13 protein-coding genes are annotated in these 17,906 nt (G+C 59.7%); 3 read left to right on the top strand and 10 right to left on the bottom strand.

Annotated features, from left to right (window positions below):
• The first annotated feature begins 167 nt into the window (after positions 1 to 167).
• Both ACG74X_RS06305 and ACG74X_RS06300 read left to right on the top strand, forming a co-directional pair.
• On the top strand, positions 168 to 1,472 hold the full coding sequence (locus ACG74X_RS06305) for an efflux RND transporter periplasmic adaptor subunit (protein ID WP_411233304.1): 1,305 nt from the start codon (positions 168 to 170) through the stop codon (positions 1,470 to 1,472).
• Positions 1,469 to 5,269, top strand: coding sequence for an efflux RND transporter permease subunit (locus tag ACG74X_RS06300; protein WP_411233302.1), 3,801 nt, complete (start codon positions 1,469 to 1,471; stop codon positions 5,267 to 5,269). Before ACG74X_RS06305 ends, ACG74X_RS06300 begins: the two co-directional genes overlap by 4 nt.
• Positions 5,270 to 5,281: 12 nt before the next feature.
• Here ACG74X_RS06300 and ACG74X_RS06295 read toward each other — a convergent pair whose 3' ends face one another.
• Together ACG74X_RS06295 and ACG74X_RS06290 are read right to left on the bottom strand one after the other, a co-directional pair.
• On the bottom strand, positions 5,282 to 7,096 hold the full coding sequence (locus ACG74X_RS06295; protein WP_411233300.1) for an ABCB family ABC transporter ATP-binding protein/permease: 1,815 nt from the start codon (positions 7,094 to 7,096) through the stop codon (positions 5,282 to 5,284).
• A gap of 63 nt (positions 7,097 to 7,159) precedes the next feature.
• Complete coding sequence (locus tag ACG74X_RS06290) at positions 7,160 to 8,710, bottom strand: helicase HerA-like domain-containing protein (RefSeq protein ID WP_411233298.1); 1,551 nt, start codon at positions 8,708 to 8,710, stop codon at positions 7,160 to 7,162.
• A 475-nt stretch (positions 8,711 to 9,185) separates the two neighbouring features.
• On the opposite strand from ACG74X_RS06290, the gene ACG74X_RS06285 reads away from it, so the two are divergent.
• Positions 9,186 to 9,863, top strand: a complete 678-nt coding sequence (locus ACG74X_RS06285; RefSeq protein WP_411233297.1) for an invasion associated locus B family protein — start codon at positions 9,186 to 9,188, stop codon at positions 9,861 to 9,863.
• A 27-nt stretch (positions 9,864 to 9,890) separates the two neighbouring features.
• On the opposite strand, the gene lpxB is transcribed toward ACG74X_RS06285, so the two are convergent.
• The 8 genes from lpxB to rseP all read right to left on the bottom strand — a co-directional run bounded on the left by lpxB (position 9,891) and on the right by rseP (position 17,896).
• Positions 9,891 to 11,063, bottom strand: coding sequence for a lipid-A-disaccharide synthase (lpxB, locus tag ACG74X_RS06280; protein ID WP_411233296.1), 1,173 nt, complete (start codon positions 11,061 to 11,063; stop codon positions 9,891 to 9,893).
• Positions 11,063 to 11,965 (bottom strand): LpxI family protein, encoded by a 903-nt coding sequence (locus ACG74X_RS06275; RefSeq protein ID WP_411233295.1) that lies wholly within the window; start codon positions 11,963 to 11,965, stop codon positions 11,063 to 11,065. The genes lpxB and ACG74X_RS06275 overlap by 1 nt, the downstream gene beginning before the upstream one ends.
• Before the next feature lie 3 nt (positions 11,966 to 11,968).
• Positions 11,969 to 12,754, bottom strand: a complete 786-nt coding sequence (lpxA, locus tag ACG74X_RS06270; RefSeq protein WP_411233294.1) for an acyl-ACP--UDP-N-acetylglucosamine O-acyltransferase — start codon at positions 12,752 to 12,754, stop codon at positions 11,969 to 11,971.
• Complete coding sequence (gene fabZ / locus ACG74X_RS06265; protein WP_411233293.1) at positions 12,751 to 13,212, bottom strand: 3-hydroxyacyl-ACP dehydratase FabZ; 462 nt, start codon at positions 13,210 to 13,212, stop codon at positions 12,751 to 12,753. Before fabZ ends, lpxA begins: the two co-directional genes overlap by 4 nt.
• Before the next feature lie 62 nt (positions 13,213 to 13,274).
• Positions 13,275 to 13,859, bottom strand: coding sequence for an OmpH family outer membrane protein (locus tag ACG74X_RS06260; protein ID WP_411233292.1), 585 nt, complete (start codon positions 13,857 to 13,859; stop codon positions 13,275 to 13,277).
• Positions 13,860 to 16,202 carry an outer membrane protein assembly factor BamA gene (gene bamA, locus ACG74X_RS06255; protein ID WP_411233291.1) on the bottom strand — a complete coding sequence of 781 codons (2,343 nt, stop codon included), beginning with the start codon at positions 16,200 to 16,202 and terminating at the stop codon, positions 13,860 to 13,862.
• An 82-nt stretch (positions 16,203 to 16,284) separates the two neighbouring features.
• A complete protein-coding gene (locus ACG74X_RS06250; protein ID WP_411233290.1) occupies positions 16,285 to 16,413 on the bottom strand; it encodes a hypothetical protein in 129 nt (42 codons plus the stop codon).
• Between the two features lie 139 nt (positions 16,414 to 16,552).
• Complete coding sequence (gene rseP / locus ACG74X_RS06245; protein WP_411233289.1) at positions 16,553 to 17,896, bottom strand: RIP metalloprotease RseP; 1,344 nt, start codon at positions 17,894 to 17,896, stop codon at positions 16,553 to 16,555.
• Positions 17,897 to 17,906: the final 10 nt, after the last annotated feature.

The raw sequence follows: 17,906 nt of genomic DNA, 5'->3' as shown, positions 1-17,906 counted from the left end.
GGGCAATGAACCGGTCGGGTCGTCTTGAAAAAAACATGCCGATCCGTAATCTAAACTCATCGGTTTAGCGTATCCATTTTGTCGGTTGGTGATTTGGATCAGACATATGACATTCGGATCGGCAACGTTCGACCCAAAGATATTGCTGCAGGCAAAAGGCACGTTTGATGCGCATAGTTCCCATTCTCACCGCCATTCTGGTTGCGGCCTTCCTGTTTGGGCTGGTTATAGAGCGCGAGCGGTTGTTCGCCCTTGTGTCCACTCTGAGCCCCCGCGCGGATGTGGCCGAGGCACCCGACGCCACACCGCAGGAGGTATCCGAGGCCGAACCACCCGCAGCGGACGCGGTGGACGATGGCGTCATCCGGGTGATGGCCACGCGATCTGTGGCGCGCGAGATTGACACACAGGTGCGGCTGCGCGGTCAGACCGAAGCGGCGCGTCAGGTGTCTGTGTTGTCAGATGCCAATGGGCGCGTGATTTCAGAGCCGCTGCGCAAAGGTGCGTTTGTCGACGCCGGTCAGTTGATGTGCGAGTTGGACCCGGGAACAAGTGCGGCAACATTGGCCGAAGCCGAAGCCCGTCTGGCCGAGTCGCAGGCCCGCCGCCCCGAGGTCGAGGCGCGAATCCCCGAAGCAGAGGCGCGGCTGGCAGAGGCGCAGGCCCGGCTTGAGGAGGCGTCGATCAATGCGGTTGCGGCCAAACGGCTGAGCCAGGGCGGATTTGCCAGCGAAAGCCGCGTCGCCAATACCGAAGCCGCCGTGCAAAGCGCGCAAGCCGCGATTGTCAGCGCCGAGGCCGGTGTAAAAGCCGCGAGGGCGGGGCTGGATACGCTTCAGGCCAATATCGAAAGCGCGCAGGCAGCGGTCGCCCGGGCGCAGACGGAAATCGACAAGTTGCAGATCACCGCCCCGTTTGCCGGGGTTCTGGAAACCGACAGCGCCGAGATCGGCAGCTTGCTGCAACCCGGTGCGCTGTGCGCGACGGTGATTCAGCTTGATCCGATCAAGGTGGTCGGGTTTGTGCCCGAAACCGAAGTACGACGTGTCGAAGTGGGCGCGTTGGCGGGCGCGCGGCTGAACGGTGGTGTCGTTGTGCAGGCCCGCGTGACCTTCCTGTCGCGGTCCGCAGATCCAACCACGCGGACCTTTCGGGTGGAACTGACGGTTCCCAACCCCGACTTGACAATCCGCGACGGTCAAACGGCGGAAATCCTGATCCAGTCCCAGGGCGTTATGGCGCATGTGCTGGCGTCGTCGGTCCTGACCCTGAATGATGCGGGCACATTGGGCGTGCGCACCATCGACGCCAACTCCGAGGCCCAGTTTGTCCCGGTGACCGTGTTGCGCGATGCGCCCGAGGGGATCTATCTGAGCGGCTTGCCGGATCAGGTGGATGTGATCACCGTGGGTCAGGAATTTGTAACCGACGGGGTGCCGGTGGCACCAAGTTTTGAAGAGGTCATCCAATGACCGGAATTGTTGACTGGGCCGCCGAACGCGCCCGCATGGTGCTGGCGTTTATTGCGCTGTCGCTGACCATCGGCACGGCAGCTTATGTGGGTTTGCCCAAGGAAGGCGAGCCGGACATCGAAATCCCGGCGCTGTTTGTCTCGACGGTGTTTCCCGGCATTTCGGCGGCAGATAGCGAAACGCTGCTGGTCCGGCCAATGGAAACCGAGCTGGTGGATCTTGACGGCTTGAAGACCCTGTCCTCGACCGCCGCCGAAGGCTATGCGGGTGTGGCGCTTGAGTTTGAATTCGGGTGGGACAAGACGCGGGTCATGGCCGATGTGCGCGACGCCATGAACAAGGCGCAATCCAAGTTTCCAGCCGGTGCCGAGCAATATTCGATCAACGAGATCAACTTTTCCGAATTTCCCATCATCATCGTGAATCTCACAGGGCCGGTGCCGGAACGCACGATGGCGCGGGTGGCCAAAGACCTGCAGGACCGGCTTGAATCGCTTGATGCTGTGCTGGAGGCCGGAATTGCGGGCAACCGAGACGAGATGCTTGAGGTGGTCATCGACTCGCTGAGGCTTGAAAGTTACAACGTCACCGCAGGCGAATTGATCAGTGTTGTGCAAAACAACAACCAACTGATTGCCGCCGGAGAACTGCGCAGCACGCAAGGTACGTTTTCGGTCAAGGTTCCGTCAAGTTTCGATGATCAGACGGATGTTTACGACCTGCCGGTCAAAGTGAATGGCGACCGGGTGGTGACGCTTGGCGATCTGGCGACCATCAACCTGACCTTTGAGGATCGTGAGGGCACGGCCCGGTTCAACGGGGAAAAGACGCTGGCGCTTCAGGTGGTCAAAGGCAAGGGGTTCAACCTGATTGATACGGCCGATCAGGTCAAAGCCACGGTGGCCGCAGCCGAAGCCGGTTGGCCCCCCGAGCTTCGGGCGGCGGTCGAGGTTGGCAGTTCGAACGACCAGTCGCGGATTGTGGACAGCATGGTGCGTCAGCTGGAAGGCTCTGTCCTGACGGCTGTGGCGCTGGTGATGATCGTGGTGCTGGCCTCGCTGGGTCTGCGCGCGGCGTTGCTGGTGGGCTTTGCGATCCCGACATCGTTCCTTTTGTGTTTCGTCTTTTTGTCGATCATGGGCGTGAACATATCCAACATCGTGATGTTCGGTCTGATCCTTGCGGTTGGCATGCTTGTGGACGGGGCGATTGTGGTGGTCGAGTACGCCGACAAACGGATCAAGGAAGGCTCGGGGCCGATGCACGCCTATGTCGAGGCGGCAAAACGCATGTTCTGGCCGGTGGTAAGCTCCACCGCCACCACGCTGTGCGCCTTTCTTCCGATGCTGTTCTGGCCGGGTGTTCCGGGTGAATTCATGGGGATGCTGCCGGTCACGCTGATCTTTGTTCTGTCAGCATCGCTTGTTGTGGCGCTGGTGTATTTGCCGGTGATGGGCGGCGTCACCGGACGGTTCTCGCGGGTGTTGGAAAACGCGTCTGGCGCGATGCGGGCGAAGCTGCACTGGGGCATCCGCGCGGCGTTGGTGCCGGTGATGCTTTTGTTGCTGTTTCTCGGCGCGATGATGCTGCTTGATCCGGGCTTTTTGTTTGCCCCGATTGCAGACGGCGTTCTGGGCCACGTTCCTGGTATCGTGTTGTTCCTTGCCGGTGCGGTGGCGGCGTCTGTGGTGTTGGATGCGGCGTCGATCAGTTGGACGCGCAACCGCGTGCGCGGTCAACGGCAGCGCACGCTGTTTGGCCATTTCATCAAGTTCATCGCAGGCAATCCGATCATGCCGATTGTGGCCGGGGCCGCGGTTCTGGGTTTTGTGTTCAGCGTGTTCACCTATTTCGGCGAGAACAACAATGGTGTCGAGTTTTTCGTCGAATCCGAGCCGGAACAGGCGGTGGCTTACGTTCGGGCGCGCGGCAACCTGAGTCTGGACGAAAAAGACGCGCTGGTGCGGCGGGTCGAAAATATCGTGCTGGCGCATCCCGGTGTGCTGAACGCGTTTTCCTTTGCCGGGGATGGCGGTCTGAACACCGATGCCAGCGGGGCGGCGATCCCCGGCGATACCATCGGTCAGGTTCAGTTTGAAACAATCCCTTGGGAGGACCGGTCTGACCGTCCCGAATTGGACGGCGATCTGGTTATCGCAGAGCTGAATGCGGCCGTGAAATCCCTGCCGGGGATCGAGGTCGAGATCAAAGGTCTGGAACAAGGTCCGGCCAGCGGCAAGCCGGTGCATCTACGGGTGAAAACGGATGATTGGGACGCGCTTTATGCAGCAACCGACACCGCGCGCCGCCAGTTCGAGGCAACGCCGGGCCTAACCCTGATCGAAGACACGCGACCCCTGCCCGGCATAGACTGGCAAATCGACGTCGATGTTGAAAAGGCCGGGCGCTATGGGGCGGATGTGGCCACGGTGGGCGCGATGGTGCAATTGGTCACGCGCGGCATTCTGCTGGATACGATGCGGGTCGACAGTTCAGACGAGGAAATCGACATCCGGGTGCGGCTGCCTGCGGAAGATCGGTATCTGTCAACGCTGGACACGCTTCGGGTGCGCACGGCGGATGGGCTTGTGCCGCTGTCCAACTTTATCACACGGCAGCCGGTGGCCAAACTGGCCGAGATCAACCGCGTCGATCAAAAGCGGTATTTCGATGTGAAGGCGGATGTTGTCACCGGCCTGTTCAAAGCGGTTCAGAACGGCGAAACGATTGGCATTCTGGACCTTGTGGCGGAGGCCGGAGAACCCGGCTCCGGCGCGCCCGGTGCGGGTGAAACGACGGACGTTCCGGGTGCCTTTGATCCGGCTGGCAACCGCTATGACATCGTCCAGGCCGATGATCGCGCGCAATTGGCGGATGCGGTCAGGTCAGGATCTGCGCGTCTGGTGGCGATTAACGCCAATGAACGGATTGGGGTTCTGACGGACTGGCTTGCCACGGGGCCGCTGGCCGGTGTGGATTGGGAATGGACCGGAGATCAGGAAGAACAGGCCGAAAGCCAGGCGTTTCTTGGTCAAGCCTTTGGGGCGGCACTGGGGTTGATGTTCATCATCCTGCTGGCGCAGTTCAACAGCTTTTACAACGCGGTGCTGGTGCTTTTGGCGGTTGTGCTGTCCACCACCGGTGTTCTGATCGGGATGCTGGTGATGGGCCAGACCTTCAGCATTATCATGACAGGGACAGGGATCGTGGCTTTGGCCGGGATCGTGGTGAACAACAACATTGTTCTGATTGACACCTATCAGGAATATGCCCGCTACATGCCAAGGGTCGAAGCCATTGTGCGCACCGCCGAGGACCGGATTCGTCCTGTCCTGCTGACCACCATCACCACGATGGCGGGGCTAGCGCCGATGATGTTCGGCCTCAGCCTTGATTTCTTTGGCGGCGGCTATTCCGTCAACAGCCCGACTGCGCTGTGGTGGAAACAACTGGCGACAGCGGTGGTGTTTGGGCTAGGCATTGCAACCGTGCTGACGCTTGTGTTCACGCCGTCGATGCTGGCGTTGCGGGTGTGGTTTACCACCTATGCTCTGTGGTTCTTCCGGCTGGTGGCGCGGTTGGGGGGCGGCAGCGCAAGCCGCGCCGGGCGCGACTGGGCGTTGCAGCGGGCGGCCAAACGGATAAAGGCCCCTACTATTCTGTGGCAGGATGACGACCCATTGGCGGCTGATTATGAAGACAGCCAATCAGGCGCGCCAAAGCTGGAGGATCTTAAAAAGGTGCTGCAACGCAGCCGGGCCAACGAAACAGCCCCGCCCATTCGGGCGGCCGAGTAAGGCTGTCCTGGCTCAGGCTGCGTCTTCTTCCTGCATTTGCCGGTGCCATAGCGTGGCATAACGCCCATTGCGGGCCAGCAATTCGTCATGCGTGCCCTCTTCGGCCACCTGTCCGTCTTCGATCACAACGATCCGGTCCGCATCGGCGATTGTCGACAGCCGGTGTGCGATGGTGATCACCGTGCGCCCTTCTCCGGCGCGCTTGAGGGCCCCCTGAATTGACGCCTCGGTTTCTGAATCAAGCGCCGAGGTGGCCTCATCCAAAATCAGGATCGGCGGGTTTTTCAACAAGGTGCGCGCAATGCCCACGCGCTGTTTCTCGCCGCCGGACAGTTTGAGCCCGCGTTCCCCCACCATTGTGTCATAGCCGTCCGGCAAAGACAGGATGAAGTCGTGAATCCGCGCCGATTCTGCGGCGGCGATGATGTCGTGCTCGGACGCCTCGGCGCGCCCATAGGCGATGTTGTAGCGGATCGTGTCGTTGAACAGCACCGTGTCCTGCGGCACCACGCCAATCGCGTCATGCAGGCTGTTCTGGGTGACATCGCGCACGTCCTGCCCGTCGATGCGGACAGCGCCCCCGCTCACGTCATAAAATCGGAACAGAAGCCGACCGATGGTGGATTTGCCCGATCCCGAGGGGCCGACCAGTGCCACGTTCTGACCTGGATCAACACCCAGCGTCACCCCCTTGAGGATCGGACGCGCGGGATCGTAGCCGAATTTCACATTGTCGAACCGCACTTCGCCTTTCCTGACCTCAAGGTCGGGCGCGCCCGGTTTGTCGGACACGTCCTGCGGCTGTTCAAGCAGATCGAACATTTCACCCATATCGACAAGGCTTTGGCGGATTTCGCGGTATACGGTGCCCAGAAAATTCAGCGGCATGGTGATCTGGATCATGTAGGCGTTGACCATGACGAAATCGCCCACGGTCAGGGTGCCATTCTGCACCCCCAGCGCGGCCATCACCATCACCGCAATCAGACCGGATGTGATGATCAGGCTTTGCCCGAAATTGAGCATCGCCAGCGACGTCGCGGTTTTGATCGCGGCCCCTTCATAGGCTTCCATCGACTGATCATAGCGATTGGCTTCGCGGGCTTCGGCCCCGAAATACTTGACGGTTTCGAAATTCAGCAGACTGTCGATGGCCTTTTGATTGGCATCGGTGTCTTGCTGGTTCATCTCGCGACGCAGGCGGACGCGCCATTCGGTGACTTTGAAGGTGAACAGGACGTAAACCACGATTGTGATCAGAACCACGCCCATATAGCGCGCGTCCAGCAGCACGGTCAGAAAGATCATGATCAATGTCAGTTCAAGGATCAGCGGACCCACGCTGAACAGCATGAAGCGCAACAAAAAATCGACGCCTTTCACCCCGCGTTCGATGATCCGGCTAAGGCCGCCGGTCTTGCGCGTGATATGATAGCGCATCGACAGGCGGTGGATATGTGTGAACGTCTCAATCGCCAGCGACCGCAAGGCGCGTTGGCCGACCCGCGCAAAGACACCGTCGCGCAATTGCTGAAAGCCCACATTCATGAGCCGTGCAAACCCGTAGGCCAATGTCAGGCCAATGCCGCCCAGCATCAGGTCCGAGACTTCGCCGCTGAGCGCGTCAACCGCGCGACCGAACAGCAGCGGGGCCAGCACATTCACCACCTTGGCCATCACCAGACAGACCAGCGCGATCACAACACGTTTTTTGACCCAAGGTTTGTCATCCGGCCACAGATACGGGCCGACCTTGCGAATGGTGCGCAGACCCGAGCGGCGTTCATCAGCGGCAATTTCGGCATCGGTCGTGATATCGGCGGGCATGGGCTGGCTTTCGTCTTGGGTGCTGTCCTTCCCTTACCGTGACAAACGCCGAAGGACCAGCAATCAGCGGCCTTTGAACAGCCCGCCCAGAATACCCCGGACGATGCGACGCCCGGTGGTGCCCTTGAGTTCCTTGACCACAACCTTGGCCATCGCCTCACCGAAACTGTCGCCCCGTTTTGCCCTGCGCTGCGGCTTGGAGGTGGAACGGCCCACGCGTGTGCCCGAATATCTGCGCCCGGAGCTGTATTCGCGCAGCGCCGTGTCCAGCTCTGCTTCTTTGGCTTCGGCCTGTTGCGCGGCGTCTGCGGCGTCTTTCGTGCGCTGCGCCAGGATTTCAAATGCAGAGGTGCGATCAAGCGCGGTGGCATATTTCGCACCCAAAGGGCTGGCCCCGATCACACCGCCCCGTTCGGCCGCGGAAATCGGGCCAAGCTGTGACGATGGCGGGCGGATCAGCGTGCGCTGCACCACACCGGGAACCCCCTTGCGTTCCAGCATGGATGTGACGGCTTCTCCCACCCCCACTTCGCGGATGGCCTCTTCGGTGTCAAAATCCGGGTTTTCGCGATAGGTTTCCGCCGCCATCCGCAGCGCTTTCCTGTCGCGCGCGGTAAAGGCCCGCAGCGCGTGTTGAACCCGGTTGCCCAACTGTCCAAGAATGTCTTCGGGAATGTCATCCGGGTTCTGGGTGATGAAATAGACGCCCACGCCCTTGGACCGGATCAGGCGCGCGACCTGTTCGACCTTGTCCACCAGTGCCTTGGGCGCGTCGTCGAACAGCAAATGGGCCTCGTCGAAAAAGAACACCAGCCTGGGTTTGTCCGGGTCGCCGATCTCGGGCAGGTCTTCGAACAGTTCGGACAGCAGCCAAAGCAGGAACGTGGCATAAAGCCGGGGCGCGCGCATCAATATGTCGGCGGCCAGTATGTTGATCTGTCCGCGCCCGTCGGGGCCCGTGCGCATCAGGTCGCGCAGCTCCAGCGCCGGTTCGCCAAAGAAATCCGCCGCACCCTGATTTTCCAGAACCAGCAACCGGCGCTGGATGGCCCCGACCGACTGGACCGAAATATTGCCATACCGCAGCGACACGGTTTGCCGGTTCTCGCCCAGCCAGACCAGCATGGATTGCAGATCCTTGAGGTCAAGCAGGGGCAGGCCCTCTTCGTCTGCGACGCGGAACGCGATATTCAGGATGCCTTCCTGCGCCTCGGTCAGCTCTAACAGGCGTGAGATCAGCAGCGGCCCCATTTCCGCCACGGTGGTGCGGATCGGGTGGCCCTTGTCGCCGAACAGATCCCAGAAGGTAACGGGAAACCCGTCATAGCGATAGCTATCAAATCCGATGGTTTCAGCCCGCTTTGTAAACGGGTGATGCAGCTTGAAATCGGCGCTGCCCGGTTTGGCAAGGCCGGACAGATCCCCTTTGACATCTGACAGGAAGACCGGAACACCCTGGGCCGAAAACCCTTCGGCCAGGATTTGCAGCGTGACGGTTTTGCCTGTGCCGGTGGCCCCGGCGATCAACCCGTGGCGGTTTGCATAATCCAGCCGCAGCCATTGCTTTTCGCTATAGCCGTCACCGCCGCCGCCGACAAAGACACCGTTTTCCATAGAATTTCCTTCCCACCCGAAGTCTGGCTTTGAACATACAAACTTAACCTTTTGCTGCCAGTGTGTTTTTTGTGCGGGTCCATTTGTTCCTCTTATGGCCCGGACGATCCTCCCTGTTAGACTGGCCGCGCTTTGATGCGCGGCCTCTTTTTTGTGAATTCACGTTTGAATTTTGACTGTTGACGCTGAGGATTTCATTGCGTAGCGTTTGCCCAATAATAGTCGGCCGGTCCGACAGGGAGAGATAAGGGGGAGATACACTACAGTATCTTCCCTTTTGATTTCAAAGACCTCTATCTCGCACCTTACCTATCGCTTTAAGATGCTTTGCAGGGCATCTGCTGGCGTCACAGGTCATCACCAACCGCAAGAATCCGCCAAAGCACATGGCTTCTTTTTGCGTTTTGGCCTGACACCTGATGTGTCCCGTGTTATCGCATCACCAAACGCGACCTGCCCCTTCGGAGAGGAATTTATGATCAAGCCCCTGTTTCTTCTGAGCACTGTTGCAAGCCTGGCCCTTGGCGGTCTGGCAACAGCGCAGGAAACCCCCACAGATGCGGAAACGCCTGCAGACGCCGAAACATCCACAGACGCAGAGACCCCCGAAGCCGAGGCCCCCGCCGCGAATGGGGATGTCAGCATCCTCGACACCGGCGAACCTGTCGGCGATGCCGCGGCGCAGCAGCGTCAGGATGAAACCTATGTCAAATCCACTCATGGCGACTGGGCCGTTCAGTGCCTGCGCGTCGATGAGGGAAATGAGCCGTGCCAGATGTATCAACTTCTTAAGGATGCGAATGGCGGGAACGTCGCAGAGGTCAGCATGTTCCGCGTGATCAATGGTGGTCAGGTTGTGGCGGGTGGAACATTTGTCGTGCCGCTTGAAACTTTGTTGACGGAAAAGCTGACCATGCAGGTCGATTCCGGCCAGGCCAAACGGTATGACTTTTCTTTCTGCACCACGGTTGGGTGCTATGCGCGGGTCGGGTTCACCGCCGAGGATGTCGCGGCGTTTCGCCGGGGCAATGTGGCCAATGTCAGCATCGTTCCTGCCCTTGCCCCGGACCAAAAGGTTGCAGTGAGCATGTCCCTGACAGGCTTTACAGCGGCCTATGACGAGATCACCGCGCTGGAACAGCAGGGCCAGTAAAGCCCTCGATTTTGACGGTTGAAGGGGTCAGACGGTTCCGTCTGACCCTATTTTTTCATCCAGCCCCTGCAACACCGCCAGTGCGGCGCGTTCGCCGGGTGGCTGCCCCCCACGGCCCAGCCGGTCCATCGTCAGCGACATGGCCTGCTGTTGCGCATCGGGGTTTTGCAGAACATCTATCATAGCGTTGCAGATCGGCGCGGGCCGGCAATTTTCTCCGATGAATTCCGGGATCACCCGCGTGTCAGAGACCAAATTCACCAGCGTGACCGTGTCCACCCGCAGCATCCGGCCAATGATCTGGCGCGACAGCCAGTTCATGTCATAGGCCACAACCATCGGCGTGTTGGCGGCCGCCAGTTCAAGCGACACCGTCCCGGACGCCGCAAGCGCCACGTCGGCGGCATAAAACGCCGCCGTTTTGTCACTGCGCCCCGCATCATCCACCGGGTACAGGACATGCGGTTTGACGGGCCAGTCTGCCACGGCTGCCTCGACAACCGATGCGACATTCGGAGCGGCGGGGATCATGACATCAAGATCGGGCCGCGCATCGTGCAACAGGCGCACGACCTCGGCAAAGACCGGCAACAGCCGCGACACCTCGCTTTGGCGCGATCCGGGCAGGACCAGGGCGAGCGGCCTGTCCTTCAATCCGAACTGATCTTTGAACGCCGCAACCTGGTCGGGCGACGCGACCGGATCGGTCACCACCGGATGGCCGACAAAATCACAGCGCATGCCCGCGGCTTCCATATAGGGCGGCTCGAATGGCAAAAGCGCCAGCACCTGATCAATATGGGCGGCCATTTTGCGCGCCCGGCCAGGACGCCAGGCCCAGACCGTCGGGGCCACATAGTGAACGGTTCGGATCGTACTGCGCTGTTTGACCTGTTTGGCGACCCGCAGACCGAATTCCGGAAGATCAATGGTGACCAGAACATCCGGTTGTGCGGCCACGACCGCATCCGCCGTCTGCGTGATGCGCCGTTTGAGATGCCGATACCGGGACAGGATTTCAGTGATCCCCATGATCGAGATGTCATCCATCGGAAAAAGGCTCTTCAGCCCCTGCTCGATCATGCGGTCGCCGCCGATGCCGTCGAATGTCACGTCAGGTACGTGTTTTTTCAGACCCGCCATCAAAGCCGCACCAAGCTTGTCGCCGGACGCTTCACCTGCAACGACAAACACCTTCATCAGAGGCCCTTTTCCCGCACCCACAGGAACAGTCCAAGTTCATCGCAGCGCGCCACGGTTTTCGCCCGGTCCAGCACCAGGACGCCGTTGGCCTCGACCACAATACCGTCCAGCCCGGCTGCGGCAACCGCATCGGGTGTGCTGAACCCGATTGCCGGAAGATCCGCGCGCCGATCCTGTGCCGGTTTCGGCGCTTTGAACAAAATGCCCCCTTCGGTTGCCGTCGTACTTCCTGACAACCAGTCAGAGGCATCCCCCAGCAACCCGCCGAACATGTCGCTGGCCGAACTGATCGGAGAGGTGAAGAAATCCCCGCTGCCTGACGCGCGATCACGGGCCAGCCGTGCCAGCATCGCATCGGTTCCGGCTGCGTCTTCGCGGGCGATAACCGTGTTTGCGCGCACAACACAGGCTTGACCCACGTCGCGCGCGCCCATCGCCGCCACGGTGCGTTCACCAAGCCGCGCGTCATTGGTGGTCTGTGGCGCATATGTTTTGAGTGTGAGCACACCCGGCCCCGGCAAAAGATCCGGCACAAGCCGGTGGGCTGCGACGATCTCGAACCCGGCCTCTTCAAAAAGCTGGATCACGATGCGCAACGCGCCGTCATCGCCCGAGGTCAGCGCCTGTTGCAGACGCGGCACCAGCGGGGCCGTTGCCGCATCCAGCCGTGCTGGATCAATCGGTGGGCGGCGCATGGCCCCGCACAGACAGACCTGCGTGATCCCCCGCGCCTTGAGATCGGCCAGCACGCTGCCCAGGGTTTCGAGATGAAAGATCAGGTCTGCGGCCAGCCCGTCTGGTTCAAACCCGGCCAACACGCAGACAAGAGGGCGTTGGTCCTGTGCGTCTGCAAGAATGCGCGGCAGCCGCCCTTGCCCGCAGATAAGCGCCAGCGCCACCGATCAGCCCGGTGTCAGGAACGACCGGTCGCTGTCGCCCAGAATAAAGTCGACGATATGATGCACATAATCGCTGTCTGTTTCGTCTCCCAATCGTTTGGCGCGGTCGTGAAAGGTGCCCTCGCCCTGTGCCAGCATCTGAAACGCCGCCCGCAGCGCGGTAATGTCAGACCGGCTCACGCCTTTGCGTTTGAGACCGACCAGGTTCAGCCCATCCAGCCGTCCGCGATCCGCCTGCACAAGACCATAGGGAATGACATCATTGGTGACCATGGTCACAGCACCGATGATCGCGCCGCGGCCGATGCGGACAAATTGGTGGACGCCAGACAAGCCGCCGACAATCACGTCATCCTCAAGGATACAATGCCCGGCCAGTGCCGCGTTATTGACAAGGATCACCCGGTTGCCGATGCGCACATCATGCGCCACATGGCAGCCCGCCATAAACAGGTTGTCATCGCCAACAAAGGTCACACCGCCGCCGCCCTCGGTGCCGGTGTTCATGGTCACATGTTCCCTAATGCGGTTGCGCGCCCCGATCTTCAGGCTGGTCTCTTCGCCGCCAAACTTCAGATCCTGCGGGATTTCCCCGATCACCGCGAATGGAAAGACGGTGGTGTCTTCGCCAATCGTGGTGCGACCCGACACCACCACATGGCTTTTCAAAGTCACACGCGCGGCCAGGATGACCTCCGGCCCGACATGGCAAAACGGGCCGATGGTGCAGCCTTCACCGATCTGTGCGCCGTCTTCGACCACGGCGCTTGGGTGGATATGCGCTGTCACGCGGGCAGGTCCATCATTGCCGAAAACTCTGCCTCGGCGGCCATTTCGCCATCAACTGTCGCAACACCGCCAAATTTCCAGACCTTGCCCCCCGGTTTGCCGCGCAGCGTGGTCAGGCGCATGTGCAGCTGATCGCCGGGGATCACCTTGCGCCGGAATTTGCATTTGTCGATAGCCATGAAATAGACTTTCATGTCCTTATCGGCCATCTCCAAAGAGGTGCCCACCATCACCGCCGCCGTTTGCGCCATCGCTTCGACGATCGTGACCCCGGGCATGATCGGCATACCCGGAAAATGCCCCTGAAAATGCGGCTCGTTCATGGTGACGTTTTTGATGCCAAGCGCGGATTGGGTGCCGTCAATTTCTTCTACACGGTCCACCAAAAGAAAGGGATAGCGGTGCGGCAGGATACGTTGGATCAGCTGGATATCGGCGCGAAGAAGCGTGTCGCTCATAGGGGTGTCCCTTTGAATTCAGTCCGGGCTGAGTAACAATCCCGGTGCGCTGGGGCAAGACGTCAGGGGCGCAAAGGCAGGATCGCGGCCCCTTCGCCAAATTCTTCGTTGATCCGCAAGATCGCCTCATCCGTGATGTCGACAGCATCTACACTGAGCAATACGGCCCGTCGGTCCAGCACGGCGACAGCGCCGCTTTCCTGCATAAGCTGCAACAAAACCGGTTGAACCGCACTAAGAAGCGCGCGGCGCGCCTCTTCTGTGCGCTGCCCGACCGCACGGGCCTTTTCATCCTGCGTGCGCCGCAGCGCTTGCACTTTTTCGTCGAACGCTTCGGCGCGGGCGCGGAAATCGGCGGGCGGCAAGGTATCGCGCAGCTCTGTCAATTCCCGTTCCTCAGAGGTCAGATCGGCCTCGATCTGGCGATTTTCCGCAGCGATTTCAGCGCTTTCCTCTTCGATTTCACGCACCACACGTTGACCAAAGGCGCTTTGGTTGAACAGGATATCGGGGGATATTGTCAGGATCAGGCTTTGTACGATGCCAAGATTGGACAAACCGCCATCCTGCTGCGCAGGTGCCGGTCCGCCAAAGGTCAAAAGCGCCCCGAAGAGCGCCCCTGAGACTGTGCCAAACCATGTCCGCATTTAGAACTGCGTGGAAATCGTCAGATCGAAGCTTTGGGTTTCGTCAAACTCTTCCGAGCTTAGCGCTTCGCTGAAATTGAACCGCAACGGACCCAACGGTGTGGTCCAGAAGACAGACACGCCAACCACATGACGGGCTGTGAAATCTTCGTACAGGACATTTTCATTGGTCTCTTCCAGCCCCCAAAGGCTTCCTACGTCATAAAAGACGCCGCCGGTGATGCCGTATTCTTCGGGCAGCGGCAGCGGGAATTCCGCTTCAAAGCGTGCAACCGCAAAGTAATCACCGCCCAAAGGATCATTGACGTCACCCGGCCCAACTTCGCGCGGGCCGATGCCGCCCGATTCAAACCCGCGCATCAGGTTTGATCCCAGCTTGAAGCGGTCCGTCACCCGCGACGAGCCTTCCGAAAAGCTGAGTGCTCCGGCTTGCAATGTGGCGCGAAGGGTCACTTCGTCGTTCCAGACACGGGTCTGAGCCACGGCGCGCAAATTGGATTCGACATAGGTGCTGTCGCCCCCCAGACCGGCAAAATTCTGACCAAATTCAAGCAGGACACCGGCGCTTGGGTTCAAGCCAGTACGGCGTGTGTCATAGCTGTAGCGATAGCCCACAAAGCTTTCCCAAACTTCGCCCCGGTCTGCTTCGGCCCTGATGATCGACCCGACTTCTTCGTTCAAATTGGTGATCTCTGAATACTGCGCGCCGTAGCGCAGGCTCAGTCGGCCGTTTTCGGACACAGGGAACGTGAATCCGGTCGAGAAATTGCCGATCGCTGTGTCGAATTCGGCGGACGCGTTGTCGGTCTCCAGATAGCTGAGGCTGAAATTGAACGCGACATTTCGGCCAAGGAAGGCAGGTTCGGTAAAGCTGAAGCTGTAGTTGGAGGAATCCACCCCGGTTGTGACACCCAGAGACAATCGCTGCCCCCGGCCCAGAAAGTTGCGTTCGCTGAATGTAATCGCAGCACCAAAACCGCCGCCGGTGGAATACGATCCACCAAAGCTGAGCGCGCCGGTGGGCTGTTCTTCGACATCGACGTCAATCACAACCTGCTGCGGTGTTGAGCCTTCGCGGGCTTCGACCTGTGCATCGCCAAAGAAACCCAACGCGCGCACACGTTCTGCACTTTCGCGGATTTCGCGCGGGTTGAACGGATCGCCTTCGACCACCCGGAACTGGCGACGGACCACGCGGTCGAGCGTGGTTGTGTTGCCTTCGATGTCGATCCTCTCGACAAACACGCGTTCGCCACGGGTCAGAAGAAATTCGACATCCAACGTCAGATCGCGGTCATTGCGGGTCACGCGCGGTTCGACGCGCACAAAATTAAGCCCCTCGCGGATGGCCAGGCGTTCGAGACGGGCAATTTCGGTTTCCACGGCGGTGGGTGAATACACCCGGCCCGAGCGCAAGCGGATGGCTTGCTGAAACACGTCGGGATCAACCTCTGCCAGATCAGAGGTGGCCGTGACCTCGCCAAAGCGGAACTGCTGCCCCTCTTCGACGTTGAAGGTGACAAAGAACCCGTCGCGTTCTTCGCTCAGGTTCGAGGTCACGCCGGTGGTGCGGAAATCAACATAACCGCGAGATTGGTAGAAATCCCGCAAGACCTGACGGTCAAATTCGATCCGGTCTTCGATAAATGTATCGCTCTGGATCAGGGCCCGGAAAATACCGGCCTGTTTGGTTTCAAGCACCCGGCGCAGGCGACGGTCACTGAAGACCTGATTTCCGGCAAAGCCGATGCGTTCGATTTCCGAAACACCGCCTTCAAACACTTCGAACACCAGATCGACGCGGTTGTCGGACCTGCGGATCACCTTGGGCTGAACGCGCGCGGCGATGCGCCCCTGCTGGGAATAGGCTTCGGTGATCCGCGCCGCGTCCGCCTCGGCGGTTGACGGGCTGAATACACGTCGCGACTCCGACTGGATGATCAGCGACAAAGCCTCGTCGTCGACACGGGAATTGCCTTCAAAGGTGATGCGGTTGACGGTCGGGAGCTCAACCACACGCACAACCAATGTGTTGCCGCGCGGTTCGATTTCGACGCTTTCGAACAGCCCAGAGGCAAGAATGCGTTGATACCCGTCGTTCAATTCCGCTGCAGTGACGGTTTCGCCGCGCGCAACACCAAGGTAGGTCGCAATTGTTCCGGCTTCGATGCGCTGGTTGCCTTCGACAGACACCGCATTGAACCGAAAATCCTGCGCAAGCGCCAGATCAGGCGTGGTCACAAGACCAACCGACACCGCGACGGAAGCAGCTAACAATATTGGACGTAGAGTCGAGGTCCGCGCTGCTTTTCGCGTCACCTGCCCGCCTGTTTTATATGTCATCGTGGCACCCTACTCAGACCTGCTTTTGGAATCTGAGTACCGAGATTGCCGTGTCTTGTCAAAAGCGCAAAAGCGCCTTTGTTCAATAGCCGACCGGGTGTGTCATTGCCTCAATCACAAACGACCCGATGAACGCGCCCAGAAACAGTGCTGCAACAATGGCAAAGCCATAGAGCAAACGATCCCAATTCATGGTAAGAAGCAGGCTCACACTGCGGTAGCCGTCTTGAATTGTTTGCATGACGCACCTCGGATGTCTGGGTCGTTGACCATGTATCCATCCCAAATGTGACGCTATTGCGAACCCAATTGAGGCGATTCCAAGAGACGCGTTCGTGATTCCGGGCCAATCAGGGGCAGAAAAGATCGTTTGTTAACGCAAAGAGCATCAATGACAGCAACAGCGTCAACCCGATGCCCATCAGCACGCGCAGAACCTTATCGCTTGGGGGTTTGCCGGTGACTGCCTCATAGGCGTGAAACACCAGGTGCCCGCCATCCAGAACCGGGATGGGGAACAGGTTCAACAGACCAACAGCGGTGCTGAGGACGGCGATGAACCAGATAAAGTTCGCCGTACCCTGCGACGCCATAGAACCAGAGGTTTCGGCAATACCGATCGGACCCGACAGATTGCAGGTGCTGATGGCTCCGGTGATCATGTGATAGAGACCGGACAGCGATCCCTGAATGATGCGTCCGGTCTGTTCGACCCCGGACATCATCGCACTGACCGGGCCGCCGAATTCGGTCGCCGGTTCAAAAAACATCCCGCCGATAATGCCCATGCGGTACACGGTTTTGAACGACCCGTCGGGCTGTGGTTCGTCCGTGCGGCGTGGTGTCAGCTGCAATTCGCGGATTTCGCCGTCGCGCCACACCTCAAGATCCAGGGTTTCGCCCTCTGATCCCTCGACCGCGACACGCAATTGTTCAAAAGAGTAGATGTCGGTCGCATTGATGGATGTCACGATATCGCCCGGACGAAAGCCCGCATCATCCGCAGCAGAGCGTGGAATGATCTGGGTGGCCACTGGCGGATAGACATACGGTCCCTGGATCACCTGCTCTTGTCCGTCGCGGATCACCGTGTATTCAAGATTGGCCGATTCCGGCAGTTGGTTGAGGAAGGTCTCAAACAACGCGCCATCGTTGAAGGATGGCAGCGGCACACCGGAAATCTCGACAAGCTCGTCGCCCACCTGCAATTCGTTCTGCGATGGCACCGCGCGCAATTCGCCGACTTTGACGGGGTCTGTCACCTCGCCGCGCAGCATGAACACACCGGTAAAGATCAGGATGGACAGGGCAAAGTTGAACGCCGGACCTGCAGCAACCGTCAACGCCCGCGCCCAAAGCGGCGCGCCGTTCATGGTTCGGCGGCGTTCCGCATCGGACAGTTCGGCCATGGCGTCTTCGTCTTTGCCCCCAGAGGCGTTTTCGTCCCCCTTAAATTTGACGTAGCCGCCCAAGGGCAGCAGCGCAAATTGCCATTTGGTGCCGCGTTTATCGACCCGCGAAAACAACACCGGCCCAAAGCCAAGCGAGAACACGTCAGCATCAATCCCGGACCAGCGGCCCACGATGTAATGCCCGTATTCATGGATCGCGACAATAACCGACAAGGCGATCACAAAGGCCAGAATGGTCCAGATCACCCCACCAAACTGCGGCAGCAACGCTGCAATATCCACGGCTCAACCT

Source organism: Marivita sp. S0852 (assembly GCF_046591575.1).
In the GTDB taxonomy this organism is placed as follows: Bacteria; Pseudomonadota; Alphaproteobacteria; order Rhodobacterales; family Rhodobacteraceae; genus Marivita.
The sequence above is the reverse complement of the archived record's forward strand: the minus strand, read 5'-3'. Positions and strand labels throughout refer to the sequence as shown.

Excerpts from the sequence above, each read along its gene's own strand:
- ACG74X_RS06305 (WP_411233304.1), top strand. The coding sequence starts at position 168 with ATGCGCATAGTTCCCATTCTCACCGCCATTCTGGTTGCGGCCTTCCTG.
- ACG74X_RS06300 (WP_411233302.1), top strand. The coding sequence starts at position 1,469 with ATGACCGGAATTGTTGACTGGGCCGCCGAACGCGCCCGCATGGTGCTG.
- ACG74X_RS06295 (WP_411233300.1), bottom strand. The coding sequence starts at position 7,096 with ATGCCCGCCGATATCACGACCGATGCCGAAATTGCCGCTGATGAACGC.
- ACG74X_RS06290 (WP_411233298.1), bottom strand. The coding sequence starts at position 8,710 with ATGGAAAACGGTGTCTTTGTCGGCGGCGGCGGTGACGGCTATAGCGAA.
- ACG74X_RS06285 (WP_411233297.1), top strand. The coding sequence starts at position 9,186 with ATGATCAAGCCCCTGTTTCTTCTGAGCACTGTTGCAAGCCTGGCCCTT.
- lpxB (WP_411233296.1), bottom strand. The coding sequence starts at position 11,063 with ATGAAGGTGTTTGTCGTTGCAGGTGAAGCGTCCGGCGACAAGCTTGGT.
- fabZ (WP_411233293.1), bottom strand. The coding sequence starts at position 13,212 with ATGAGCGACACGCTTCTTCGCGCCGATATCCAGCTGATCCAACGTATC.
- ACG74X_RS06260 (WP_411233292.1), bottom strand. The coding sequence starts at position 13,859 with ATGCGGACATGGTTTGGCACAGTCTCAGGGGCGCTCTTCGGGGCGCTT.
- bamA (WP_411233291.1), bottom strand. The coding sequence starts at position 16,202 with ATGACATATAAAACAGGCGGGCAGGTGACGCGAAAAGCAGCGCGGACC.